The 24,287-nt window shown below is 50.5% G+C and carries 37 protein-coding genes; 18 read left to right on the top strand and 19 right to left on the bottom strand.

What is annotated here, in order from left to right; all coding sequences use genetic code 11:
* Positions 1–2: 2 nt before the first annotated feature.
* The 15 genes from HCX89_RS10060 to HCX89_RS09990 all read right to left on the bottom strand — a co-directional run bounded on the left by HCX89_RS10060 (position 3) and on the right by HCX89_RS09990 (position 8,083).
* Complete coding sequence (locus HCX89_RS10060; protein ID WP_167715933.1) at positions 3–545, bottom strand: terminase small subunit; 543 nt, start codon at positions 543–545, stop codon at positions 3–5.
* Entirely contained in the window at positions 538–801 is a 264-nt protein-coding gene (locus tag HCX89_RS10055; protein ID WP_045282901.1) for an HP1 family phage holin, read from the bottom strand. The genes HCX89_RS10060 and HCX89_RS10055 overlap by 8 nt, the downstream gene beginning before the upstream one ends.
* A gap of 83 nt (positions 802–884) precedes the next feature.
* Positions 885–1,424: a hypothetical protein gene (locus HCX89_RS10050; protein ID WP_167715932.1), complete on the bottom strand. Its 540-nt coding sequence runs from the start codon at positions 1,422–1,424 to the stop codon at positions 885–887.
* A gap of 80 nt (positions 1,425–1,504) precedes the next feature.
* Positions 1,505–2,017, bottom strand: a complete 513-nt coding sequence (locus HCX89_RS10045) for a lysozyme (RefSeq protein WP_167715930.1) — start codon at positions 2,015–2,017, stop codon at positions 1,505–1,507.
* The gene (locus HCX89_RS10040) at positions 2,014–2,442 is read right to left on the bottom strand and encodes a hypothetical protein (protein WP_045282826.1); all 429 of its coding nucleotides are present in this window, start codon (positions 2,440–2,442) and stop codon (positions 2,014–2,016) included. The genes HCX89_RS10045 and HCX89_RS10040 overlap by 4 nt, the downstream gene beginning before the upstream one ends.
* A complete protein-coding gene (locus tag HCX89_RS10035) occupies positions 2,442–3,050 on the bottom strand; it encodes a Gp49 family protein (RefSeq protein WP_167715928.1) in 609 nt (202 codons plus the stop codon). Before HCX89_RS10035 ends, HCX89_RS10040 begins: the two co-directional genes overlap by 1 nt.
* Positions 3,051–3,193: 143 nt before the next feature.
* On the bottom strand, positions 3,194–3,517 hold the full coding sequence (locus tag HCX89_RS10030) for a hypothetical protein (RefSeq protein WP_144406715.1): 324 nt from the start codon (positions 3,515–3,517) through the stop codon (positions 3,194–3,196).
* Between the two features lie 20 nt (positions 3,518–3,537).
* Positions 3,538–3,747, bottom strand: coding sequence for a hypothetical protein (locus tag HCX89_RS10025; protein WP_167715926.1), 210 nt, complete (start codon positions 3,745–3,747; stop codon positions 3,538–3,540).
* A 169-nt stretch (positions 3,748–3,916) separates the two neighbouring features.
* Positions 3,917–4,510, bottom strand: coding sequence for a hypothetical protein (locus HCX89_RS10020; RefSeq protein ID WP_167715923.1), 594 nt, complete (start codon positions 4,508–4,510; stop codon positions 3,917–3,919).
* A gap of 84 nt (positions 4,511–4,594) precedes the next feature.
* A complete protein-coding gene (gene ssb / locus HCX89_RS10015) occupies positions 4,595–5,161 on the bottom strand; it encodes a single-stranded DNA-binding protein (RefSeq protein WP_167715921.1) in 567 nt (188 codons plus the stop codon).
* 5 nt (positions 5,162–5,166) lie between these two features.
* Positions 5,167–5,427: a hypothetical protein gene (locus HCX89_RS10010; protein WP_167715918.1), complete on the bottom strand. Its 261-nt coding sequence runs from the start codon at positions 5,425–5,427 to the stop codon at positions 5,167–5,169.
* A gap of 10 nt (positions 5,428–5,437) precedes the next feature.
* The gene (locus tag HCX89_RS10005) at positions 5,438–5,869 is read right to left on the bottom strand and encodes a hypothetical protein (RefSeq protein ID WP_129978509.1); all 432 of its coding nucleotides are present in this window, start codon (positions 5,867–5,869) and stop codon (positions 5,438–5,440) included.
* Between the two features lie 307 nt (positions 5,870–6,176).
* A complete protein-coding gene (locus tag HCX89_RS10000) occupies positions 6,177–6,866 on the bottom strand; it encodes a replication protein P (RefSeq protein ID WP_167715915.1) in 690 nt (229 codons plus the stop codon).
* Positions 6,863–7,744 carry a DNA-binding protein gene (locus tag HCX89_RS09995; protein ID WP_167715912.1) on the bottom strand — a complete coding sequence of 294 codons (882 nt, stop codon included), beginning with the start codon at positions 7,742–7,744 and terminating at the stop codon, positions 6,863–6,865. Before HCX89_RS09995 ends, HCX89_RS10000 begins: the two co-directional genes overlap by 4 nt.
* A 105-nt stretch (positions 7,745–7,849) precedes the next feature.
* On the bottom strand, positions 7,850–8,083 hold the full coding sequence (locus HCX89_RS09990) for a hypothetical protein (protein WP_144225498.1): 234 nt from the start codon (positions 8,081–8,083) through the stop codon (positions 7,850–7,852).
* Between the two features lie 167 nt (positions 8,084–8,250).
* On the opposite strand from HCX89_RS09990, the gene HCX89_RS09985 reads away from it, so the two are divergent.
* The gene (locus tag HCX89_RS09985) at positions 8,251–8,697 is read left to right on the top strand and encodes a hypothetical protein (RefSeq protein WP_167715910.1); all 447 of its coding nucleotides are present in this window, start codon (positions 8,251–8,253) and stop codon (positions 8,695–8,697) included.
* Positions 8,698–8,699: 2 nt separating this feature from the next.
* On the opposite strand, the gene HCX89_RS09980 is transcribed toward HCX89_RS09985, so the two are convergent.
* From HCX89_RS09980 to HCX89_RS09965, 4 genes are read right to left on the bottom strand one after another with little or no spacing between them, the layout of a single operon-like run.
* On the bottom strand, positions 8,700–9,170 hold the full coding sequence (locus HCX89_RS09980; protein ID WP_167715908.1) for an Sbal_3080 family lipoprotein: 471 nt from the start codon (positions 9,168–9,170) through the stop codon (positions 8,700–8,702).
* Positions 9,171–9,191: 21 nt separating this feature from the next.
* On the bottom strand, positions 9,192–9,485 hold the full coding sequence (locus tag HCX89_RS09975) for a hypothetical protein (RefSeq protein WP_167715906.1): 294 nt from the start codon (positions 9,483–9,485) through the stop codon (positions 9,192–9,194).
* The gene (locus HCX89_RS09970; protein WP_167715904.1) at positions 9,482–9,982 is read right to left on the bottom strand and encodes a hypothetical protein; all 501 of its coding nucleotides are present in this window, start codon (positions 9,980–9,982) and stop codon (positions 9,482–9,484) included. Before HCX89_RS09970 ends, HCX89_RS09975 begins: the two co-directional genes overlap by 4 nt.
* Positions 9,983–9,994: 12 nt before the next feature.
* Entirely contained in the window at positions 9,995–10,339 is a 345-nt protein-coding gene (locus HCX89_RS09965) for a hypothetical protein (protein ID WP_167715902.1), read from the bottom strand.
* A gap of 1,085 nt (positions 10,340–11,424) precedes the next feature.
* Here HCX89_RS09965 and HCX89_RS09960 point away from each other — a divergent pair.
* The 17 genes from HCX89_RS09960 to HCX89_RS09880 all read left to right on the top strand — a co-directional run bounded on the left by HCX89_RS09960 (position 11,425) and on the right by HCX89_RS09880 (position 24,276).
* Complete coding sequence (locus HCX89_RS09960; protein WP_045282840.1) at positions 11,425–11,799, top strand: hypothetical protein; 375 nt, start codon at positions 11,425–11,427, stop codon at positions 11,797–11,799.
* Entirely contained in the window at positions 11,789–12,118 is a 330-nt protein-coding gene (locus tag HCX89_RS09955) for a hypothetical protein (RefSeq protein WP_167715899.1), read from the top strand. The genes HCX89_RS09960 and HCX89_RS09955 overlap by 11 nt, the downstream gene beginning before the upstream one ends.
* A gap of 193 nt (positions 12,119–12,311) precedes the next feature.
* The gene (locus tag HCX89_RS09950) at positions 12,312–13,535 is read left to right on the top strand and encodes a PD-(D/E)XK nuclease-like domain-containing protein (protein ID WP_167715896.1); all 1,224 of its coding nucleotides are present in this window, start codon (positions 12,312–12,314) and stop codon (positions 13,533–13,535) included.
* Entirely contained in the window at positions 13,532–14,470 is a 939-nt protein-coding gene (locus tag HCX89_RS09945) for a RecT family recombinase (RefSeq protein WP_217351527.1), read from the top strand. The genes HCX89_RS09950 and HCX89_RS09945 overlap by 4 nt, the downstream gene beginning before the upstream one ends.
* A gap of 46 nt (positions 14,471–14,516) precedes the next feature.
* Positions 14,517–15,089, top strand: coding sequence for a 3'-5' exonuclease (locus HCX89_RS09940; protein ID WP_167715893.1), 573 nt, complete (start codon positions 14,517–14,519; stop codon positions 15,087–15,089).
* A gap of 117 nt (positions 15,090–15,206) precedes the next feature.
* Positions 15,207–16,385 carry a hypothetical protein gene (locus HCX89_RS09935; RefSeq protein ID WP_167715891.1) on the top strand — a complete coding sequence of 393 codons (1,179 nt, stop codon included), beginning with the start codon at positions 15,207–15,209 and terminating at the stop codon, positions 16,383–16,385.
* 64 nt (positions 16,386–16,449) lie between these two features.
* Positions 16,450–16,965: a hypothetical protein gene (locus HCX89_RS09930; RefSeq protein ID WP_167715887.1), complete on the top strand. Its 516-nt coding sequence runs from the start codon at positions 16,450–16,452 to the stop codon at positions 16,963–16,965.
* Positions 16,952–17,131, top strand: coding sequence for a PA3496 family putative envelope integrity protein (locus HCX89_RS09925; protein ID WP_129978528.1), 180 nt, complete (start codon positions 16,952–16,954; stop codon positions 17,129–17,131). Before HCX89_RS09930 ends, HCX89_RS09925 begins: the two co-directional genes overlap by 14 nt.
* A gap of 8 nt (positions 17,132–17,139) precedes the next feature.
* Complete coding sequence (locus tag HCX89_RS23085; protein WP_368039295.1) at positions 17,140–17,745, top strand: hypothetical protein; 606 nt, start codon at positions 17,140–17,142, stop codon at positions 17,743–17,745.
* 14 nt (positions 17,746–17,759) lie between these two features.
* Positions 17,760–18,062: a PapB/FocB family fimbrial expression transcriptional regulator gene (locus HCX89_RS09915; protein WP_167716029.1), complete on the top strand. Its 303-nt coding sequence runs from the start codon at positions 17,760–17,762 to the stop codon at positions 18,060–18,062.
* 38 nt (positions 18,063–18,100) lie between these two features.
* Positions 18,101–20,035, top strand: coding sequence for a phage N-6-adenine-methyltransferase (locus HCX89_RS09910; RefSeq protein WP_167715882.1), 1,935 nt, complete (start codon positions 18,101–18,103; stop codon positions 20,033–20,035).
* A complete protein-coding gene (locus tag HCX89_RS09905; RefSeq protein WP_167715879.1) occupies positions 20,016–21,761 on the top strand; it encodes a DNA cytosine methyltransferase in 1,746 nt (581 codons plus the stop codon). Before HCX89_RS09910 ends, HCX89_RS09905 begins: the two co-directional genes overlap by 20 nt.
* A gap of 537 nt (positions 21,762–22,298) precedes the next feature.
* The gene (locus HCX89_RS09900; protein ID WP_167715875.1) at positions 22,299–22,790 is read left to right on the top strand and encodes a hypothetical protein; all 492 of its coding nucleotides are present in this window, start codon (positions 22,299–22,301) and stop codon (positions 22,788–22,790) included.
* Positions 22,754–23,038, top strand: coding sequence for a hypothetical protein (locus HCX89_RS09895; protein WP_129978534.1), 285 nt, complete (start codon positions 22,754–22,756; stop codon positions 23,036–23,038). Before HCX89_RS09900 ends, HCX89_RS09895 begins: the two co-directional genes overlap by 37 nt.
* A gap of 10 nt (positions 23,039–23,048) precedes the next feature.
* A complete protein-coding gene (locus HCX89_RS09890) occupies positions 23,049–23,564 on the top strand; it encodes a hypothetical protein (RefSeq protein WP_167715872.1) in 516 nt (171 codons plus the stop codon).
* A gap of 14 nt (positions 23,565–23,578) precedes the next feature.
* Positions 23,579–23,974 (top strand): hypothetical protein, encoded by a 396-nt coding sequence (locus HCX89_RS09885; protein WP_167715870.1) that lies wholly within the window; start codon positions 23,579–23,581, stop codon positions 23,972–23,974.
* Positions 23,974–24,276, top strand: coding sequence for a hypothetical protein (locus tag HCX89_RS09880; RefSeq protein WP_167715867.1), 303 nt, complete (start codon positions 23,974–23,976; stop codon positions 24,274–24,276). The genes HCX89_RS09885 and HCX89_RS09880 overlap by 1 nt, the downstream gene beginning before the upstream one ends.
* The last annotated feature ends 11 nt before the right edge of the window (positions 24,277–24,287 follow it).

The following is a 24,287-nucleotide window of genomic DNA, read 5'->3' as shown; positions in this document are numbered from 1 at the left end:
GATCAGCCCTTTACGCCATCGTACCGACGAATAACCTTGGGCCTTTCTGCAACCTCCACCTTATCTGTCCACATTTTCTTGTGCTTACCGAGTAGCTCAAGTGCAGCGACCTTATTCCACTGCTTAAACTTCTTGGTAAACCCTATTTGTTCCCGGTCCTCTCCCTGCCCCTCAAACAACTCATCAACTTCCATCCCTGACAATGCTCTGCGGCAATGCTGTGGCCACTCCTTGAACGGTTTAAGACTGCCGTCGTCATTAAAGATCGGCGCCATGTCGGCAAAAGCGACCATTGCAAGCTCACGAATGATCCGCTCAGAGGACACGCCTGCTTCTTCAAATGACTTGTTGATATGCCAATCGATAGCTTCTCTGACATGAGTCCGGTTATATGTGATATAGCCAACCTTCGCCGGTTCCTTTGACTTTGAGCCAGCTTTGACAGCAGCTTCTTTCTTGCTCGACAGCTCGACATAGGCAGCAATAAAGCGACGCTCGAAGTCTGTATATTTGTGGATACTCCAGTCGAATTGAGACTTACTCATTGCTCAACTCTTTGGCTAGCTTAGCCTTGGCTAGTTCAGTCTCAACGCGCGTTAACTCTGACTCCCTGCGCTCCCTGCGCCACTGATATAACCAGTTGATGATAAACGTCAAAAACGCCAGCAATAAGCCACCCCATAGCGCCAATTCATTCACGGTAAATGCGCCTCCTGCCGCTGTTGAAATTGAAGCGCCGTAGGAAGCAGCTGCCACTACTTTTGCTGTTCCGGCCTCAGTTGCTTGTATGCTGTGATTCATTGAGTTTTCGCTCCCTCCAGTCATGCAGGCTCTGCCAACTGACATTGCAGTCATCCAGTGCCTGAATGAGTGTCATCGCGTAATTAAGCAGCTCCGGATTTTTGACTTTCCGGCCTTCGGTTTTCGGTGCTGATGGGATTTCGCAGAACGCCAGCAGTTCTTCCGGTGGAAGTACAGGCACCTGCTTTGTTACCGTCACCGTTCGCACAATCGGCTGCGTGCTCGAGCAACCTTGCAAGATCACTAGGCACATGATCAGCAGCCCAACTTCGCGTATGTTCATCGTTCGAATTCTCCAGCAGTTGTGATACCTGGGTTTTCAGTTCAGTGTATGCCTGCTCCAACTGCCGCCGGTTTTGTTCCCGCTCAATTAGCGCCGCTGCCAGCGCCTTGGCGTCACTGATCGCCACCTGTTTTTCAAGTTCGGCCGCCTTAATCTGCTCGGTCGCGTTGTCCAAATCGGTTTGAAGCACGAACTTGGCCGCAGTTTCATTGGTTAAGTTGGTGTTAGCCGTCGATAACTGGCCTGCAGTCACCGCCCACATCGCACCGCTAACAATCACGGCAATGGTGAGCAAGGCAATAGATACCATCGCAAAGTTATCTTTAATTGTTTGAAACATGGGTAAGCTCCTATTGGAGTGAATTAACACAAACTTGGTGACGTTCCTGCGCCCTGAGCCAAACGCCGTAACAACGCTTATTACCGGGTGTCAAAGGGTTCATTGGCGTTTCCTTTTAGGTTTGATAAACACAGTGCGAGCTCTTTTGCACGACGATTAACCAGGCCATTTAGCTTGCGGCCCTTTGAGTACACCCAGCGTATAAGTTCATTGCAGGCCCCAATGTGGTCACCTGCCAAAAGCTTTTTGCGCAAAGTGGATGTGCGGAACGCCTCGGCGCCGACGTTGTAGATGAAACTGAGGTAAGCGGCATTTTCGCCTTCCGTAAGTTTCACCCCGTCGGTGAGGCGCAACAGTTGGCTGTTATAAGTCGCCAGATTGTCGGCCAGTTGATTCAGGCAGTACTCCATTGAGCGATGTTGCCCAGGCTCCTGTCCGTCAGCCCGTTGCCCGGCGCATTCAGTAACAATGCCAACTGGGTCAACGTAGGTACCAAGTACCAATTCTTCTTGATCCACAATAAAAACGCCGCCAGTTACGGCGGCGCCTGAAAGGCCTGCAGCGAGAAGAAAGGCGCGGATGTTGAGTTTCATGCTGGTGCCTGCTCTGGATGCTCGGCAGGCACATCCTCGCCAGAAGCAAGGTAGTCGAAGAACACACGTTCATGCTCTGCGATAACGGGAACTAACTTTTCAGCAGAGCGCTTTCCAGCTTCCAAGAATATTGCCTGCATGATTTTAGCGCTTGGACCACCAGCCCGGTAGAAACTGTCAGTGCCGAATTTTACAGGCTCTACATTGACACGCCTTTCAAGGCAGGAAACATTTTCACCATTGGCAAGTGCAACCGACACGCTTAGCTTGCAAGAAACGCCAGAAACCAAAGCCGTCTCACCGTCAACGCCACTAAACTCTTTAACCTGCCCCTTGCTTAAATTTGATTGCTCTACCTTCACGGCGACAATCGCACCCTTGTTTAACAGCCTGTCGCCAATGCGAACGAAGTTGGAGCGGTCCATTACTTACGCCCCCACATTCCGGCCATCAGCGAATCACCGGCTGGGGCAACAAACTGCTCACCCACCAACGAACCATCACCAAAATATTCAACGAGCTCTGGAAAATTGACGCCAGTGAATTGGATGCAACCAGATTTTTTTAATCGAGAATCCAAACAGTCCGCATAATCTTCCATTGAGTCCCGCTGTTTCTTCAGCAGCGTTCTGGTCCCGCTCTCCAGCGATTTAAACATATCCCCGTTTACAAACTCATTGAGTTTATCCAGGCGTGAAGTGAGCTCGCCGTGTTCAGCAATCATCCGGTCGATGTGGTCACCGATGACTGGGGCCGATATATCACAAGCTAAACGGTAGCCCTCGAGTTCCCACAGTTTTTCGTTGGCTTGGGCCATTACCTTTTCAGTGGCGTATTTCTCCCCGAGAGCAGGGTCGAACTTCTGCGGATCAGCACAGCCGCTGATAGCTGTTGCCAGCGTGAAGTGATTGCCTTCGCCCATCGGCAGCATAGCAGTAGCCACTGTAGTGGTAGTGCCTTCGATAACGTGACAATGACAAGTGACTGTTGCCAGCAACGACTGAATGCGAGCGACGTTGATTGATTTAACCATTGCGGGAGTCCTGTTTCTGGAGTCCAAAGAAAAGCCCCGGCGAATGCCAGGGCTCAGAAACGCAAAAGGCCACCGATGTGGTGGCCTGCTGTAGTCGGTATTAACCGCACTATGGGTCAATCTTAGTGTGGTGTTATTCTATGTCAACAGGGATTTGATGAATCAAATTCTCGATACTGCAGTTTGGAAGTCATCATTCCGTCATGGTGAGACATGGTGGCATCGTGTATTTCCAAGATAGCTTCGCCATCTAAGTACAGAGTTTGATAGGTATCACCATAGCGCCTAATTGCTTTCAATCTTGGCTTTAGCGCTTCCAGATCGCTAACGTCAACGCCGCGATTAACCAAAACCATTTTAATCAAGTCATCTTCTTTCTTGACTATGGAAGCCGCTAATCTTTCAACCATTGATGATTGCAAGTCAATTCGCGCCTCAAGCAGCTCAGCCCATTGTTCATCATTCATAAAACCACCTTTAAAAGTTGTCACTTTACTGACTTAGCAAGAAGCCCGGCATTTGCCAGAGCTCTCGCTATTCCGTCAGCACTGGTTGTTGGGCAGCTTCGTATTACCTCGACCGCATCGGATAATACATCGTTACAAGCTGGATTGCTCGGTGCTGCATTCTGGCGCTTGGCAATAAACTCGAATGCTTCCCGTTCTTCAGGTGTCTCGATGCCGATATCTGCCATCATTACCTCCACCTGTTTTGACGGTTGCGCTTGCGGTCTGACTTGTTGCGGCGCTTGGCTTCGCATTGCTCTACATACCTAGTCAGATTGTTGAAGTCGTTAATAGCTCTGGCAGCAGTTTTGGCAGAAAGACCTGCGCTGTAAGCAATGGCCAGAGTCAATGATTGCCTTCTCATGCCGCCCACCCCTGCTGCTCAGCAACCAGTCTAAGGATCCGCTTGCACTCACTGTCGGCATCACCAGCTGCCCGGTACATCCAATCAACAACCTGCGAATACTGATCGTAATACTCTGATACAAACTGCTCTCGGCGGCTTTTGGTCATGCGCCAGTTTAGAATGCGCCCCATCATGTAAGCCAAGTCATCACAGCTGAGGATGATTTGCCCGACGCCGTTACAACCATGGCAGTCAACGCGGGTCCCTTTGGTGAAATTGGTTATGTTGAACCCATTGCCATTGCACTTGGGGCAAACCTTCGTTCCGCAAACCTCATGCACAACCAACTTGGCCAAGGCAGCTGCTTCGCTCGACTCTCGGCCCTCGCCTATCAGTTTGTCCTTCACAATCTCGCGAAGCTCCAAAGACGCGCCCTTGTTCCCGGCAATTCGCGCCTCCAGAATTCTGACTCCGACCGGGCAGGTTTTCATGGCCTGGGCAATAACACCGGCAGCATCTTCAGCGCTGAATACACCACGGCCGTTTATCGGCTCAAGTGAAATCGCTTTCTGAGCTGTCAGGGTGAACAGTCTTTCTATGGAAATCATCTGCGGCTCCTAACTCTAATCAAATCCAACACTTCAAATCAGTGCGCCACACTAAAAACCATCGGCGCATCAATACCTTATCAGTCAAAATGGAATATCATCATCCCAACCATCATCAAGGTCAGGCGTATACGACTGCTGTTTAGGTGGTGCCGATTGCTGCTTTTGATGGCTTTTTGGGGGCTGATATTGCCCTTGGTTAGCGGTATTTTGCTGTTGTGGAGCCCGATACTGCTGCTGGTGCGCCGGGTCCTGGTAGCCACCACGTCCCTGCGCGTTCTGCTGGACATTAGCAGGCATTCCATCTTTTCGTCCCAGCATCTGCATGGTGCCGCCCATATCAATAACCACTTCTGTGGTGTACTTATCCTGACCGCTCTGGTCTTGCCACTTGCGGGTCTGCAGCTTGCCTTCCAGATACACTTGCGAACCTTTGCGCAGGTACTCACCGGCAATTTCAGCGAGTTTCCCGTACATAACAACCCTGTGCCACTCGGTACGCTCTTGCTGTTGACCCTGTTGGTCCTTCCATGACTCACTGGTGGCCACGGTGATATTTGCCACAGCGTTGCCGTTGGGCATGTATCGCACCTCTGGATCCTGACCAAGGTTGCCGACAATGATCACTTTATTAATTCCGCGTTGTGCCATGGTTATTACTCCACTAGCTCGTATGTTTTATCGAAGATTTCAGGCTGACATGGGTAGAACTCACCATTAACGCCCTTGATGATGTAGTCGCCATTTGAAGCGATATGCAGGCCTTCAAGAGTTTTTACATAGAAAGACTTTGTTACCATCTGCCCTGGTTCCCATTTCATTTCTGGGAATGTAGAAGTAATTTCTTCAAAAGATTTAGCACTTCCAGTCCACTGAACAGCATCGATAACTACATGTTTATTTTTGTACTTAGCCATACCACCCACCTCATCCAAATAGCGCGATTAATGCAGCATCGCGGGTATCTTCGTTGCTTCTGCCGTTCCAACCAGTGAGCTTGTTGAAATAGGCGCTGTTTGTTTTCGCTTGTTTAACCGGCCCACGCAGTGGCTTAACCAGAATGACGTTTATGCCTTTGCTGTTGAGCAAATCCTTAATGTGCGTGGCCGTTGCTTTTACTTGCCCGACGTTCTGGCTTATCTTGCGCATAACGAGGTCGTTTGTGCCCGGGCGCTTCTTGACGCTTTTCCAAAGATTGACGTCTTCAAGTTTCACAACCACATCGTTGTCAGCTGCCAGCGCAGTGATGAACTCAATCAGTTCAACAAATGGCATCTTCTTCAGCTCTGCGATTTTGTTGCGGTTAACGATAGCCAAACCACTGGCTTCCAAATCGGGATCAATGCCTACGACTAACATTGTTCAATTCCTCCTGTATTCAGACGCAACGGCGTGCAGGTATTCATTTGCTGCACGCCGTTGCTCTCTTGTTCTGCCGTTGGCAAACAGTCGCTCATATTCGGATGAGACAGCATGCTTGTGTTCCGTAGGAATGACCGCCATTCGTGACATGACGAACTTACGGTCAGATACTCCCCCTCGGCAGAAATAGAATCTTGGGTATTCAAGAAATGGATTAGCAGGGGTGCCAAGTGACGGCTCTGATGCAACTGGCGTTGCAGGCTCAGGCTCCCCATTGCAGATCGCACTGTAAAAATCCGGCGCATCATCTGGAACTGTCCGCATTGGCTTTACTCCGCTGACGGATCCCCAACAACCGGATTTGCAGATCGTGCGATGGCGAACTGCATTTATCATGCAGCTCCTCCAGATACTCATTGCGCGAAGTGGCAGTGTTACAGCTGAGCAACTTCACCCCACGCCGCGGTATGGGCTCCCCCCTGGCGTCCATCGCAGCATATCGCCGAAGCTCTGCAGTCCACGTTTTGATTGCTGAGTCCCTTGGTAATCGTCTGACATGAAACTCACAGCTGAGGCGAGCCGCATACTCCGGATCACTGAGCGGCTTCTTCCGGTCAATCATGCGAGTGAACGCTGCGATCGCTTCAGCATCGTCAATCTCGCCTTCTTTGCACCAAGCAACGAACTGACCGGCTGAAGGCATCCATGGAAGCCTGTCAGCTCTTGCGTTTGTCATTCCGCGCTCAATCTTCTCAACGGTATCGATGCCCTGCTCTGCAAAAGCAGTCGTCCACTCCCGCTTCCAAATCTCAACCGCTTTGGCGTCTTTCAGGCTGGCTACCCAGGCAGGCTTAACAGCCATTAAGCGCTTGAGTGTCTGGTTAACGATACTGACAACTGCACTGTCGACCGTTGCATGGCGCCGTTCTGCCAGTTGGCCAGGTAGTCCGATATTGGCCGCTGCTTCAGGCATCAGTGTTTGAATGGGTTTCATCTGTCACCTCCAAGGATATGCATTCCTTCAGCCCATCCCGTATCGTCCAAACCAAGCGGATCGGAGTTTTCTGTAAAACGGCCGTTGCCAACAGAATGGGAAGTGATCGTGTAGTTTTGCTTCCAGTGCTCGTCAGGCCCGAGGAAAGTGCTCGTCATCTTCACCTTGTCTGTGCCGATAAGCCCTTTGGCTTCGCAATAGCGGCGATAGGCTTCTATGCCGTTCATCAGTTGCTGGTGCCCAACACCTTGGCGAATACGTGCCTTGTAGGCCTTGAAAGCGGATTTCTTTGAATCAGCTCCTTCCCTCCTTGGCCTGGCCGACCACAGTTCTTCAAACTCGGTTGAATACTCCTCTTGATTTCCGGTTTGAGACGTATATTGTTTATCCTGATCTTGTTCCTGATCCTGATCCTGGCTTCGAAGGGGCTTTGAAGGGGCTTTGAAGGGGGTTATCTCTCCTTCTGGTTTTTGTATATCAAGCAGCTCCCAATACTTGATTGCAAAATGCTGTTTTTGTGGGGTTTCTTGGAGGTCGCTATAGGCCTTTTTGATTGCCTTTACCCTGTTATCTCGCTGGCTCAGGTTCTCTCCTACCTGATAGCGGAGCATATTCACGACAAACACGGTGTCAGAATCACTATCGAAGGTACAAAAACCGGCTTCGATGAGGCTTTGAAGCCCCTTTAAAGCCCCTTCCTCAGTCATTCCTGTTTCATAGGCGATATACATCACTGGGCAGTGAAACACACCTATCATGCTGCTATGGGGGCTAGTCATAAGGTAAAGAGCAACAACCTGGGCCTCAGCATTACCCCGGATTGACTTCCCGGTTTTACCAAGCCAAAAGCTTGGCTTCACAATGCTATAGTCACGCATGCCTGGCACCTCTGATTTCAAAACAAGGCTTCAAAGGCTCTACTAAGCCCCTTGCAAGCCCCTTTGAAGGGGTTGCCAAAGGCTCAAGCAAATCCTTGATACAAATCATGCCTCTACCTTTTCTTTACCTTTTGCGTTAGCCGCGCTGGTTTCCAGCTCCTTGGCCAGGGCCATTTCTATTTTCCTTCCCTGCTCAAATGATGGATTGCTGATCAGCCCTTCAGCTACGCGATACACATAGTTGTAATTGAGCTCATGTGACTTACAGAACGCGTTGAGCTTTCCGCGGGTCTTCATCATCTTCTTGAGCTGCTTAATCATGGTTTTTTTATCTGGCATCCTCTGGCCCTCGAATTTCGTTAACGAAACATTATTGGCATGATAGTCCCATAGTTTCGTTTTCGCAACAGCGAATATACTCAGAACCAAAAGCGAGATAAATTCTTGCGTTGGCGCAACTTTCACACCATAATTGCGGTTACTTGGAAAGAATTGTTAGGAAAAACATGCTGACTCAGGTCGTTTCAGACAACCTGGCCGATGTGATGCAGAAGCACCAACTGAGGCCGTCAAACATCGTGGACATAGCTGAAAGCATCGGAGCGGATCTGAATAAAACATTCATGTCCAGGGTGCTTAAAGGTGATCATGATTTTTTGATGTCTAAAATCGACTCGTTGTTGTCAGTGCTCAGAACAATTGAGCCAGGACTCCAAGATCATGAACTGTTTATTCCTGGAATTTTTAGGAAGGAACGCGAAACAAGGCTAACTGTCGAACAGTTAAACCACATAGCCAGCTCAATGATTATTGACCTAATTGATTTGAATTGGGTTGAAATAAAAGAAGGCGTGCCGGTATCAGTTGTCGGTGACTACATGACTTCTCAGCTCAAGAAAAGAATGCCTGACAACATCATTGATCAGGAAAACAAGGACCGCTTTGTAGGATAGCCCTATCTCACCATCTGGCTAACCAATTCTCTTATTTTGTCTTCAGCATCAATCCACTTGTTTGGTGAAACCACGCTGCCGGCATCATACGTCGCCTGCGCAATAACATTTTGGCCGCTGGAGTCTGTCATCCAGAGATTGGCGAAATACATGTAGGTGGTGATATCCCAGCTCCAGTTTGCAACGTAGAAAAGCATAGACTGGCAGTTTGCAGCCTGAGCTTCTGGAATTTGCCAATAAGGCTGCCACATGTTGTGCTGCAGAACGTAGTTTCCTTGAATGACGATTGGCTGAATGCCATAGCTTTTCACTTGCGATTGAATAGCTGAAAGCACTCCGTCCCTTACGGCGTCATGCTTAACAATGCATACATTCGATGGCTTGGCTGTTGCGCCAATATGGGTGATTTGCTGCTTTGCGGTACAACCTGACAGAGCGACCATTGCGGCCGCCGTGATGATGAATCTATTCATTTGCTTCCATGCCTGCGGGTGTTAGACCTCGTTATCTATGATAAGTCTAACTGCAGATCCTGCGTTTTTCACCATATCTTTTCGTTTCATTTCGTCTGCATATATCGCTACATCCTCGCGCCATCGTTCCATTGCAGCGACCTTGCGCTGATCTGGCGGCATTTCATCTATAGCAGCCCGCATCATAATTAGCCTGTGCGCCCTCGCCTCATTCTTCGCGAACTGTTTGCGCTGTGCAATCTGGATCATGATCCATCCAGCGACAAGAATGAATGACGCCATTAGAAATACATTTGCCACGGTAACAAAGCTCATACTGAAATCCTTTTCCTTAAATATTCGATAGCTGCAGCTGACAGGATCAGCACCATTAAAAACATGGGTGTCATTGAAAACGTCAGTATTCCATACTTGTAAATATTTGTTGTTATATCAGCATCTAACACCATCCTGTCAACGTATCTCATAAGCTGCAGGCATGCCATGAAGAAAAATGATGCACATACCATTTCACTGAATCGCGTGAATTCAATCTTCATCTTTGTGTGAATCATGTAGATTGCTGCTATTGCGATAACGTCGACAGTTATAAAACTCGAGTACCAGAGCTGGCGAACTAAAACGGCGTCCGTCTTGGCCATTTCAAGCATGATCTGCGCCCAGCGTTCCATTAGATAGTTACTACAAACCCACACAGCTAACGCTATGTTGTTGGAGGTAATTCTATAAAAGTAGAACGATATGCTCAGAAGAAAGAATGAAATCAGCGTCTCAACATCGTCCAATTTGTAAGCCAAGTCCTGCCAGCTCATCGTGTTACTCCATTAACCTATGGTTGGTGGTTCAGTACCAGAACCGTTGCCGTCAGTCTCTTCCAGGGGAGGTTCGTCGCCGCTGGTCCCGTCAATCTTTGGGGGCTCGGTCCCGGATCCATTTCCCTGGGTGTCCATTTTTGGTGGTTCTGTTCCTGAGCCATTGCCCAGCACGCTGACACTATCGTCTTCATATGCTTTCAAAGCTTCAGACGAAATCGTCACAGTATCTCGTTCGGAAACCGTTCCGATTGTATCAGCTTTTTCACGAGTTTTAACAACCTCGTTACCCTGCTGAGTTTGTTTTGACGCTGTTGACTTCAGTTCAGTACCTACCTGGGTCTGTCCTATTTGCATAACTACTCCTTCACGTTAGTCAAAAAATGCACACTAATTTCAAGTGCGAATCAACTTTAGCAGCAATCTTTCGTAATAGAAACTTTTTTCTTGACATGTTTCTTTCACGCAACTAGAGTTTCGTTAACGAATCGCAATAATGATTCGGTCGCACAGGCGGCACGTTCTTTAACAATCAGTCCCATGAACGACTAACCTTGGCACCCTCACGAATGAGGGAACCAAACTAGGTCACTCCGAGGAACACGCAGCGGAGGACAGAAATCTGCGTAAATAGACTTGTGCGCCTCTTGCGGCGACCGGGTATCAGATTGCTCAGATAGGCAAACAACGGCCGGAAAAACCGGCTGGCTGATAAGGATCTTGAGTCCGCCCTGAGAGCACGACCCGCAACGCGCACAACCCCGCCCAGTTCCGGCGGTGAGGTAGGAACACAGTGCCCCTGGCAACAGGGCGCATTGGGAAGGTGATTGATGGTTGACGCCATTCGGTGGGCGCTGAGCGCGTTCGATTCCCTCACAATCACCTTCGCCAATGCGATGACAGATAGCGCTGTAAGTTGGCGAATCTCTTAATAGTCGCGCAAGCCGCTAAACAACTTACCATCGCATTACCGGGTGACGCGGTTAACGGTCTGGTATTCGCGGAGCAACGAGGCGGCGCCGTGAATGCCGATACCGCCTAGAGCCCAAACTGTGAAAGCAGGTTCAAGCTCCACGCAGGCTGGGAGGTCTGCCCCTCTTTTTCAATGCTACTGGAAGCATCCATCCAGACAACTAACTGAGGACCTTGTTATGTAATCAGTAGCCGTTAGGAGCGGCCACCTATAAGCACAGGTAGTGACTGTGCCCCGAGTCCTCCAGTTGAGGGGAGCTGGCTTCGCATCCAGTCAGGGTTAGATAAATCAAGAAGCGCGGGTAGAGCAGTGAAGAGGCTTGCGACCTTCACACCCTGTTATAAGCGGCCGAGGCGACGACAAGACGGGAGCAAGCCGCCGGATGACGTAACCGGCACTCTATTCTATCTGATCCGCGCCAGTGGCGACCTAGCGGAACATCATTCAACCAAATCACAAGGAAATCACCATGACTACTGGAGAGCGCGCCCTGCTCCATCGGCTGGCTATTGCCATTTTGATGGTTCCAGTTGGCGAGAATGTCGAGCGAAATCCACGCGTGAAAAAGAAGCTGTTGCTGATTTCTCAAATGGCGCTGTTGGGGATGTTCTCCGACGATTTCATGAGCCGTTTTTTCGGATTCATCGCTTGCATACGGCAATACGATGAACAATTCCTTGCAATGTTGGAAATTGTCGACGGTGAAGCGCATATCAGGCTAACCGGTCACGACCGCAAATTACCACAGATATCCATTGTTGATAGGCGCGGTAGATACCGAATGAATCTAATCAACAAGGCTATCGACAGTATTGAGATTGTGGAGGTGCAAGATGCTGCTTAATGCAAATACCGCCAGTGATTATCTGACTGACATGCTGGCCAGTGCCTCTGCAAACGATTCACTGGAACAAGAGGCGATAACTGCAAAGGCCGAGTGGATAGCCAAGACTATCTCCAACGGCGGTGAAGTTGAAGGTCACGACATTGAGACAGTACTGGAAACAGTGCTGCCTGAGCCCAAAGCGCTTGAGGCTCTAGCCCAGGTTTTCACGATTGATGATGCACGCGAGTTCAAGGCCATGGTCCAGGTCGAAATTGACCGTGTTGCAAGTCTGATAGCGCCCGACTTAGTGCGCGCAGAACGTGAAGGAGGTTTTTGATGAATCGGAGAGAGTCACTTGTGTCTCAAATTTTTGAAAACCAAGTGAAGATGATGCTTGGTAATGGGTTAAGTGTTTCTCAGATATCTAAGCGACTTGGCAAGTCTTACAGGCACACAAAGCAAATAGCTGACCGCTTAGCTCAAGAGTCGAATGTTTCACCAGAATCAACCGATTCTAAGGAGTTAAATTCATGCAATTCAAACTGACATTTGAACCCATGGCCGCGGCCAGAAAGGCTCGTGGACTGGTCTCTATCAGCTACATAGTTGAAGCTGATACTCGAGTAAAAGCCGAGTTGATGGCCGTTGAAAATCTGGAGTCTGAGGGTTACGTCCGCACCGACTTCAAGCGCGCAATCAAGTGCACTGAAGTCGCGCCGGAAACTGCACCAGAGCCAGATGAAACTGAACTGCCAGCTGCCGCGGTAGCTGGCAATAGTAATGCGGATCAGGAAGCGGCCAATGATACCTGGGATAGCTGGGATGACTTTGACCTTGCGCCAATAGCCAATGCAGCTCCGGTTTGGACCATCGAAAGCCTCAACGCCAGGCTGGAGCAACTGAGGCCAGGTGAAAACCTGATAATCGACAACCTCAGTGACGAGATTTATCACGGCTCAATTGGCGTTAGCTGCAGCAAGATAAAGCTGTTTTTGGAATGCCCTCAGAAATATCACGCCAAGTACAACCTGGGTATCTGCCGTGAAACTGAAAAAGCGTACTTCGACTTTGGCAAGGCTGCGCACTGCGCACTGCTAGAGCCATGGCGTCTAAATGAGTTTTTTATCCGCCAACCGGATGAAATCAAGGTGCGCAATGGCAACAAGTGGGCCGAATGCAAAGCAGCTGCTGAAGCTGCCGGGCAAACGGTTCTGACAGCTAACCAATGGGATGATGTGCAAATTATCCTCAATGCAGAAAAGCCGAAGGCGCTGCGCGAGCTCATCACAGGTGGCATTTGTGAGCGCAGTATATTCAAGCGTGACCAAGAGACAGGCTTGGTTATCAAGGTGCGGCCAGACTACACCATTGGCCGTCTTATAACTGACCTCAAAACATGTGCTGATGGCGAGCCAAGCACATTCAGTCGCAATGCTAAAAAGCTGGGCTACCACATTCAGGATGCTATGTACTCCGATGTTGCTGGCGCTGAAATGTTCGTTTTCCTCGCTATTGAATCAAGCAGTCCATTCGTTGTGACAGCACCAATAGTGATGGATGCAGACGCCAAGCGCCTTGGATATCTTCAGTACCGCAAAGGCCTGCGCGGGATCAAGCAATGTATTGATACCGGGGTCTGGCCACCGTACACCACAGACCACGTAAGCGTCAGCCTCAGCCAGTGGGAAAAGCAGCAGCTTGAATACCTCGAAGCTGAATTAATGAATCTCGAACATAAGGACGATGCAGCATGAACAACCAAATGCAAGCGGCCCCTGCCCCGGCTAGCTCATTCGACTTGATGGTTAACATACCAGTGATGGAGGCAATGTATCGCCTGGCGGAAACAATGGCCGGCGGAAAGGCTACAGTACCAGTCCATCTTCAAGGCAATACTGCAGACTGCATGGCAATAGTGATGCAGTCTGCGCTGTGGAAAATGAATCCATTTGCAGTGGCGCAAAAGACCCACCTTGTAAACGGCACCATGGGATATGAAGCCCAGTTAGTAAACTCTGTAGTTACGAGTTCAGGCATGGTTGAAGGTGCGTTTCATTACGAATTCTTCGGGCCATGGGAAAGAGTACTCGGGAAGTTTATAAGCAAGACCAATGACAAGGGCAAAGCTTATCACGTTCCTGGATGGAGCGGAGAAGATGAAGTTGGTTGTGGAGTCCGGATCTACAACACTCTGGTCGGTGAGTCTAATCCACGCATGCTGGAACTAATGCTTCAACAAGCACAAGTGCGAAATTCAACACTTTGGGCCTCGGATCCAAAACAGCAACTGTCATATTTGGCAGTCAAACGATGGGCGAGGCTGTACTGTCCGGCAGCAATCCTTGGTGTCTACTCAGTTGACGAGCTCGAACAAGCACCTGCTGAGCACGATATAACCCCGAAGGAAAACGTATACAGCGCAATGCAGCAAGCAAAACAGGGTGCTGAAACTATTGCTGAACAGGATCCAAAAGCCACAAGTGATACGTTTCAACGCCTGGCACTCGCAGTACGTGACTGCACAGACATGGAGTCACTCACTGAAGTAAAAGAAGCTGCAATTAAGGCTGGAAATAACGGCGAATTTAGCAAGGAGCAAGGTGAACAGCTCAAGAAAGCGCTAAATAGCCAGCGGTTAAAAATAACAGCTCCGGTCGACACCGAAACAGGCGAAGTAGCGACAGCATAACCTCTACCCATACAGCCCGGCGTATGTCGGGCCACAAGGATCACCAATGAAAATCGCATTCTTAGACACAGAAACCACGGGTCTTCCAGATTGGAAGTCACCAAGCGACGCAGAACACCAGCCGCACCTTGTACAGTTGGCCTGCATTCTCGCCGATGACCAAACAGGCGAAACGCTCGAGAAGTTTGAAGTGATAGTGAAGCCTGACGGCTGGATCATCCCTGACGAAGTTGCTGCTATCCACGGCATTACCACTGAGCGAGCTCTCGCCGAAGGCATCCCGGAACGCGATGCGCTGGACAAACTGCTTGAACTGGTGAGCAAGGCGGATAAGCGAAGCGCCCACAACAAGACATTCGATCAACGCATTATTCGCATTGGGCTCAAGCGTTACGGCTACAGCGAAGAAGTCCAAGAAGCCTGGGCGCAGAAGGACGACTTTGAATGCACCATGCGCCTTTTTCAGAAGAAGTTTGGAGGCAAAAGTACTGCGTTGTCCAAGTGCTTTGAACAGCTGACCGGAAAGACGCTGGAAGATGCGCACACCGCCATGGCTGACACCAAGGCGTGTATGGAAGTTTACTTTTCACTTAACGCCAACCAAGGCACCCCAGCCTAACCCACCACAAGCCCGGCCAAGAGCCGGGCGACACCTCTCCAACAACTGCATATCAGAGTGCGCTCACAATCGAGTGCGCTGCGCTATGTATTTGTCTATTGCAGCAAGGAGCAATCAATGACTGAGCAAACCACTCTTCCTGTACCAATCGAGGAAATCACAGAGGCCAAAGCCGTCGAACTGGGCCCCAAACTTTACTCGGTAGCTGGCGCACTGGACGCCTACTTTGAACACATCCGCACCGAAGCCACCAGCGAAGTGCCGGACTTAACAACTCAAAAAGGCCGCGACCGCATCGCTTCTCTGTCAGCCCAGGTAAGCCGCAGCAAGAAAGTCATTGAAAAGCCCGGCCGCGCCTACCTCAAACACCTCAAGGAATCGGTAAAGCCAGTTGAGACTCACATGCGCAAGTTTGTTGATGACTGCGACAAGTTGCGCGATGACGTGCGCAAGCCTCTCACTGACTGGGAAGAAGAACAGAAAGCCAGAGCCCAGCGGCTACAAGCCATGGTCGATGAGTTTGGCGACCAAGTGCAGTCTATGCGCCAGACGCTGCTCAGTATCGACGTCCACGAGCGTGAAGCGTTTATCGACGAGATCATTGCCGAGGTACAAGAAATCCCTGTGGATGAGTCATTTGAAGATTTTCAAGAGGCCGGTCAACAGGCGAAGGACGCCGCACTGCGTGACCTGCGGCAATCTCTTGAAGTCGCGATCATTGAGTCAGACAAAGCTCGAAAAGCCGAGGAAGAAGCCGAGGCACAGCGCCAGCGCGAAATCAAAGAAGCTGCCGACAAAGCAGCTGCTGATGAAAGGGCCAAGGCCGAAGCGGATAAAGTCGAGCGCGAGCGCCAGGAACAGCTGGCAAATGAGCACCGAATGACCGCAGATGCGGCCATTACCAACCTCACAGACAAGCTATCTCAAATAGGTAGCATCAAAACTCGGGTCGATGCCTCGGAGTTTTATCAGGCTATCGCAGGGGCTGACTTCACTATCGGAACAGGCCAAGAGTCCGGGCGAGTACTGGATGTTTACGACAAGGTTTATGACGCAGTTCAAGCCAAGTTAGATGAGCTCACAAAGGCCGAGGAAGAATCAGCGCGCCAAGCTGAAGCTGATCGCCTGCAGCGTGAGGAAGAAGAACGCAGAGCATCAAACGTAGCTCACCGCAAGGCTGTAAACAACGATGTGCTGAGCAAACTCAAAGCGCTTGGCCTCGATGAACAGACAGCCAAGGCGGTAATCACCGCGGCTGTCAAAGGTGAGCTTGGCGCCTTGGTCATTAACTACTAAACGGGGGCACAGCAATGGGCCGAGGAAGAACACTTGGCGCCATTCCTGAAATGGGCGCCATTGAATGCCCGAGCGAGCAGCTGTGCAAGCGCGGGGATATCATTTTTGGCAGCGCTACAGTCAAGGCATTCAAGCATGGCTGGGCGCTTGTTGGTGGACGTTTCACGAGCAAGAAGCGAATTGCTGTGAACCACGCAAAGCAGATCCACAGGTTAATGATGGGGGGCTGATTATGTTCAGGGTATTTGGTGTAACCAGAGCTCAGGCCGAAGCTGCTGCACTTCGAAAAGTGAAGCGCACCGAAGGCCGGGGCAAGCAAAGGAAGGAAAAAACTGAAGCTAAGTATCAGGCCGAACTCAAAAAGGAAATTGAGCATCAGTTGCTAATCGCAAGGCCAAAGCAGCTTAGCCACGACCTCAGCACACCTGGTCGTTGCCGTGAGTTTATGAAGTTGGTAAAGCCAGGTGAAGCAGCCTCCCTCAAAATCATGTATCGCGCATTCATGGGCAAATACACAAAGCGCGGTACGCAGGTTATCGAATGGAAAGAATGGACTGGAGATAGCGATGTCACCACTTGATGAAGCTTTTGGTCGCCGGGTTGGCGGCTTCAATAACAGCCACGTTCTGGGCGACATGCGACAGTCCGCTAAAGTCCAGCAAGCTCAACTGAAACGCGGCCAGGTTCGCCGGCGGATCGAAGATATTCTCGAAGACCGCGAACTCAATAAGCAATTAGAGATTTAGGGGGAAGTATGAGCAACATCAAGCAAGCACCTGTAGTCCGCGACGACTGCGGCTATTGGACACATCCCGATTTACCTATGTGGGATGAAGGCACCACGATAGAACAAGTTAACGATTGGGCTAAAGAGAACAACGGCACAATCGTTGTTGAACTGATGGATGGTGACGCCCCAGAAGAAGTTGCTGACCGTTACTTTGAGGCAGGAGACGCCGATATCAGCTATTGGTACCCGCACTGCTCCAAAGCCGGCAACTTCTTGCTGAGCATTCACGACACCGAACATGGCCCTGTTGCCATGTTTTTTGTGCCGACTCCATCTCAAGCTGAACTTGATGTTATCGCAGAGCGCCAACGCCAAGTATCGGCAGAAGGTTGGATGCCAGAACATGATGATAATTATCGGCATGGCTTATTAGCAATGGCAGCCAGCTGCTATTGCTTGTCTAGCGCATTTAGTGAAAGCAAGGAGCGTTTATGCACACCTGGCACATGGCCATTTGACGAAACTTGGTGGAAACCAACAACGGCTCGCCGTGACTTAGTTAAAGCTGCGGCGTTAATCCTCGCAGAGATTGAACGCTTAGATCGCGCAGAGGGCAAGGAGGCAGCATGACCAAACCGCGCCAAATGAACTACCTGCTGCCTGGCGGAGAATCGGAAAAGCGCTTTGAGCTGTTGCTTTCACGCACCAAGATCCGCTCTGAGGCCGTCATTGGCGCACTGCGTGAAATATACGTCAATGGGCTGCCACAGGAGAGAGCAGCGGCACGATTCGGACTTGATAAAAGCAACCTGTCACGCGACATGAGCAAGCTCGAAGAAGTAGCCGCAACGGTTGAAGCTATCAAAGAGATTGATTACTGCCACCTCAGTGAGCGCAAGATTCTGCGCGTTCCAGTCCCACAAGTTAACTCCACTCCAGTTAAATAAATTCAAGTCAGTTAACTGACAACTTCAAAGGTTTTCCAATGAAAAAGGTCGTTAGCTTTTCAGGCGGCAGGACTTCTGCTTACCTGTGTTTTTTAGCGGTTGAACAGTTTGGCCGTGAAAATGTCGATTTCATTTTTTGCGATACCGGAGCTGAGCATCCAGCAACCTATGAGTTCATCAAGCAATGTGATGAATATTTTGGGCTGAACTTAGTCTGTTTGCGTGGCGTGTTTGATACCCCGCTCGGTACCGCTAACCACTATAAGGTCGGCGGAACGGAGATTATCGGCCCGGACTGCGAGCCGTTTTCTGGGGTGATGCAGAAGTATGGAACTCCATACGTCAGTGGTGGTGGGTTATGTAGTCGAGCAATGAAAGAAGAGATTTTCGACCTTTATTGCAAAGAAGCGTACGGCAAAGGGAACTATGAGACATGGTTAGGAATACGCTTTGATGAGCCAGCCAGGCTGGTTGGTACCGCGCTTAAAATCGAGGACTCAAACTACAAAATCCTATCCAAGATAGCAGGTATGGATGACGAAGAAATCACTTTGCTCTATCGATATATGTTCAACGAAACTGCATCTGAAACCCTCAATTTTATTGAGTCACACCAAGACACCCTTGTTCAGACTGCAGTAGATAGAATTAAGCGTGTAATTTCGAAGCGGAAGTCCAAAAACCTGTTCCATATGGCACTGCTTTGGGATGTGCCAAAGCCGGAGATAATAGACTGGTGGCATGCAATGCCATTTAACCTTGCTATTGAAGAACACCTGGGAAACTGCGTGTTCTGCATCAAGAAGTCGGTCAACAAAGTGGCACTAGCTGCGCGTGACGAGCCAGAAATGCTCAAGCAGTTTTTGGGTTGCATCGCAATTGCAAACCCGCGCCAAGACCTTAAAAAAAGGCCTCCAAAAGAAATCATGTACCGAGGTCGCAACAGCTTGCTGTCCGTTGTGCAGAAATTCGCAGACCACAGCCGTGACGAGATAGCAGACACCCTTCGCGGCATGAAAAAACAAGAATCAGGCTCCTGTACTGAATCCTGTGAGGGGTTCAGTGATGAAGCCGAAACTGAAGCAGCACCAAGTTTACTTAATGAGGCTATCCATATGAACAACTATGCCCGCCGCTTGGAAGAGCTAAAGGCGCAACCATGCCACAAACTAAAAGAGGTCGGTGACCAATGGCGCACCCCAGACTGGCTTTACTGGGGCGTGTTTGCCAACTTCGGCCCATTCGTTATTGACCTATTCAGCGATGGTGATAACGCCAAGTGCGGCCGCTTCTATACAGCCAAGGATAATGCCCTGGTTCAAGACTGGACCAAGGACTTGGCAGGCGGAAAGGGCTTCTTTAACCCTCCTTATAGTCGCTCAAGCTATGAAGATGGCCAGGCGATTACGGGCATGCGCAACATCATCGACAAAGTGATGCTTGAGCGCGACAAAGGCGCCGCAATGGTTGGAGTAATCAAGGCGGCCACATCAGAAGTCTGGTGGCCTGAAGAAGCGGATCGCGTGGTGTTCATCCGTGGCCGTATCGGCTTCGAGTTACCAGAGTGGTTTATCCCGGCAGACGATGATCAGAAGAACACCGGCGCCTCGTTCGCCTCCGCCATCTGTATTTTCGACAAGTCCTACCGCGGTGAACGCATTGGCTACATCAGCCGCGAAAAGCTCCGGCAGGATGGTGAAACCCTTATGGCGCTTATGAGTCAGCAGCAAGCAACCAGCACTGGCAATGGTGTATGGCCAAAGGAAATAGCCGAAATAGTCGGCCTGTTCCGTCAAGCGGATCCCAGCGTAGTTGACGAGTTTGGCGATGAGCTGTGCGCACTGGCAAACAAGATGCACTTGGCCGGTTACAAGGTGAGCGCCACTGTCAATAACATAGTTGGTGCCATTGCATCGGCAGACAGAACCAACAGCTACAAAAACGGAGTCAGGTATGCGTCCACTGATTGTTGACAACTTCGCCGGGGGCGGCGGTGCCAGCACAGGTATGGGCTGGGCTATCGGTCGCAGCGTCGATATCGCTATCAATCACAGCCCTGAAGCTGTCGCAATGCACGCCGCCAATCATCCAGACACCCTGCACTACTGTGAATCAGTGTTTGATGTTGACCCTATTGCGGCCACTGGCGGTCATCCGGTTGACCTGGTGTGGTTCAGTCCTGACTGCACTCACTTCTCCAAGGCTCGGGGTAATGTGCCGGTCAAGAAGGAAATTCGCGGGCTGGCATGGGTTGCTATCCGATGGGCCCTAAAGAAGCGCCCTCGGGTGATGATGCTGGAGAACGTCGAAGAATTTAAAACCTGGGGGCCGCTGCACACCTGCGAAAAATCGGGCAAGTGCTACCCGGATCCTGATCGGGCTGGTGAAACCTATCAGGGTTTTATTGCCATGCTCACCACCGGCATAGCCCCTGACCACCCAGCACTGCAAGAATGTGCGGAGTTTTTGGGGCTGGACAGGAAAGACACGGCCAAGCTGGTGCGAGGCCTTGGTTACACGCTCGATACCAAAGAACTGAGGGCCAGAGATTACGGCGCCGGCACTCTGCGCAAACGCTTCTTTATGGTGGCTCGCTGCGATAAGCAGCCGATTGTGTGGCCAAAGCCAACCCACGGCGCCCCGCACAGCGAAGCAGTGCTGCGCGGTGAGCTACAACCATGGCCGGTGACTATCGATGCGCTGGACCTGTCCTTGCCCTGCCCCAGTATTTTCATGGATGCGGAGCAGGCAAAGGCTTACACCAAGGAAACCGGGATCCGGGTTAAGCGCCCGCTGGCAGAAGCCAGTCTAGAGCGTATCGCTATCGGCGTGGTAAAAGAAGTATTGAACCGGCCGGATCCGTTCATCATCGAGATAGCCAATTGGTCCAACAAACGCAGCTTCTCAGTGCGTGAGTCGGCCAGAACAATTACCGCAAGCCCAAAAGGTGGCAGCTTCGCCCTGGTCAATCCGGTAACAGCGCCATTTGTGGGGCGACAGTTTGGTAAGTCGGTGAGTCATGCGGCAAACGAATCATCGGCCACCATAACGGCAGGCGGTGGCGGCAAGTCTGCCTTGGTGGCGCCTGTCATGGTGCAGGCTAATGGCGGGTTCAATACCAAGGTATCGCGCAGTGCCACAGACTCCTGTTCAACCATCACTTGCACCGGCAGTCAGCAACAGCTAGCCGCCATCTTTATGACCCACCTGCGAAACAACATGGTCAGCAGCGCAGCCAATGACAGCACTCCAACTATCACCGCGGGCGGCACCCATCATGCTGAAGTGCGCCTGACACTTGTTGCCCCGGGTGAAAGTGGTTTATCGCCGGAGCAGGAAGCCGGAGCGGTCGAAGTGGCTGCGTTCCTGATGCGTTACTACTCAAACGGTGGCCGTTGGAGTGCGGTGGACAAGTCACTGCCCACCGTTACTACCAAAGAGCGGATAGCGCTGGTAACAGTCACCTGGAACCGGCAAACCATGGTGATTGTGGATATCGGCATGCGAATGCTGACACCAAGGGAGCTGTTCACGCTGCAGGGCTTTCCGGTGAATTACATCATCGACGGTTACATGGATAAGCCAGTCAGCAAGAAAGACCAAGTGGCGCGCGTTGGTAACTCGGTACCGCCGCAATTCGCTGATGCGCTGGTCAGGGCCAACCTGCCAGAGCTGTGTGTCAACAGGATTGCAGCATAATAAACTATTCATCCCTCATCTGAACCGGCGTTATCTCGGTTTGAAACCTGACATGCTTGGCCAGCATGAATGTCTCACCTCTGTACTCAATGCAGGGGTATGCAACAGTGTAAAACACTTCTGTGCTGCAATTTGAGCATGAGTGCTGCCACATTTTAGGGTTTGAATGAATAACTCTTGCACCGGGGAGTACTCGCATGTACCCCCGCTTGCAGCTTTCACAGAGCATTTCGACAAACTCTGCGCTTATCACTTTCTTTCTCATAAAACCACCTGAAACCAAACCATACATGGAGGGCACTATGCGCCTCGACAAACGTGAAACCGACCGCGGACTGTGGGCCTTGTCATGCATTATTGCATCAATTGTTCTTGGCCTCCTCATTCTTGGTGCCAGCTACGTCTTGCCGCTGTTTCAGTAACAACTATGGATAGCTACGAAGAAGATGCCCGGTTTACCTGGTGCGTCACCGGGGCGCTTGTGTCCGTTGTCGGTGGCCTGTTGATTTACATTGGATTTGCCACAGGAGTGTTTGCATGAAAATCACAGATGAAGAACTGTTGCAGTGCATATTTGCCAACCAATTACGAAGGACGGCACAAGGCGTACTGCATCGTTATGTCGGTGACAGATACGGGCTGATCAACCAGCAGGACAACAGCTGGATTGTGTCAGCTATGACAACATCAACCACTGCGCGCCACTGTGTAACAACAAAGATAAGCAAACAGCAATTGCTGCACAGGCTGCGCGAGCTTGGGCGCCAGGGGGAGCTCAAGATTGACCACTTCAGTTTCTACATCGAGTCTTGCCGGGCGCGCCAGGCGGTAGAAACAGCATGTGAATACTGGCGTTCAATTGGCGTTCCGGTTGGATTCGACAATGACAACGGCCGTATGCGGTGCGTGCCACTTCCCCACTTTCAGCAAAACCTCAACGAGTGCATTGCGACACTCGACGCCAAATTTCTCAACCATTTTGGAGCCAAGTCATGGAACCAGACAGCAAAACTATCATTCAGGCATTAAACAAGGGTGCAGGCGAGCTCCATTTGATGCAGGCGCTTTTTGAGCAAGCTTCCCGTCGAATATCACAACTCGAAAGCGAGCTGAAGCTATTGAAGGCACAGCACGACTACGCGGTAACGGCTATTCGAGAGGCGCCAACAAAACTGGAGGCGCTAAGCGGCCAGCCAAAGATCAATACCGATGACCTCAGGAGTTTTGTCAACAAGCTGATGTTCGATATTAACCGAAGCAACGAGGCGAAAAGCTAAGGAGTACACCATGGATATGCCAACACCTTGCCCAGAGTGCGGCGATATTGTTGAACTTGACGATATGGTTAGCCACCCTGAAAACTTCAGGGTTCTGGTTTGCGAAGACTGCCGCTCCCGCATTGAAGATGAAAACAATCGTGGCGAACATACTGACGCCTTTAACAATAAGCTGGAATGGATAGCCACCCCAGATGATGGGCTCATTGAATTTAAAGTGAATGGTGAAGACCTGACCACTTGGTCATTTGAAGATGATCCAGAGATTTGTTTTGCTGATTTTCTCTCGATCTGGAATAAGGCACAGGAATTGTCCTGGCAGCCATTATCAAGCCCGCCCCAAGAGTCAGGGCGCTACACAGTACACAGCAGTTACGGTGTCCGCGACGCCTACTTCACGACTGGACTCATCCAAGGTGACTTCAGGTGGCAGGACTGCGAAACCGGAAACGATGAAGGCATGCAGAACATGGAAGGCGTTGTGTACCAGGTTTTTTCATGGACGTATATGCCCAAGGTAGCATAAACAGGGGAACCGCAATGACCGACAACAAATCAAAAAACATGAGCCAACAACTCGCAGAAGCTAGGCGAGAAATAGAATCGCTTAAGGCCGCCGTCAGGCTTTCAAACCAGATAATTCACGATCAGATTGTTGCTAACCAAGCGGCATGGATTGAGTGGCGCCACGGTAAAGGCGCTGAAGCGGCTATGAACTGGATCCAGAATGGACTCTTTGGCCCTGGCAATATACCGGATGAAAACGCTCTGTGGGGGAAGGATTCACAAGCATGGTTTGATGCCTACCAATATGAGCCATTCCCAGAGTGTGCCTGCGGCAGACCATCAAACATCCTGTGGATGGGTAAAGGTGCATGCAGTCCGAAATGCTTAACTGTTCTGGAAAAACAGGCAGAAAATCAAGGTGGCAACTAATGGCAGGCGCAAATAATGACTTCCTGCACCGGCAACTGATAAAGCTCGGTGACATGATGGGGGACGGCCTTCACCTTGAGCCCGATGGAAAATGGATTTCGACAGAGTACACCAGAATATTGAAAGAGCTGGGGATGCTCCCCAAAAGAAAGCCGGTTAACAGTGAGAAAATCAACCAAGCCATGCTGCGGCGGGTTTCTGAGGTTACTTGCGGCAAGTGTGGCGGCGAGCTGACTCAGACCCGTTCAGGCTCAAAACGCGCCATCTGCCAAAACGGGCACAAATGGCAACTTTTAAAATAAGGCGGTGAATA

Origin of the sequence: Shewanella sp. Iso12 (assembly GCF_012030025.1) — a bacterium.
GTDB lineage: Bacteria > Pseudomonadota > Gammaproteobacteria > Enterobacterales > Shewanellaceae > Shewanella > Shewanella algae.
The sequence above is the reverse complement of the archived record's forward strand: the minus strand, read 5'-3'. Positions and strand labels throughout refer to the sequence as shown.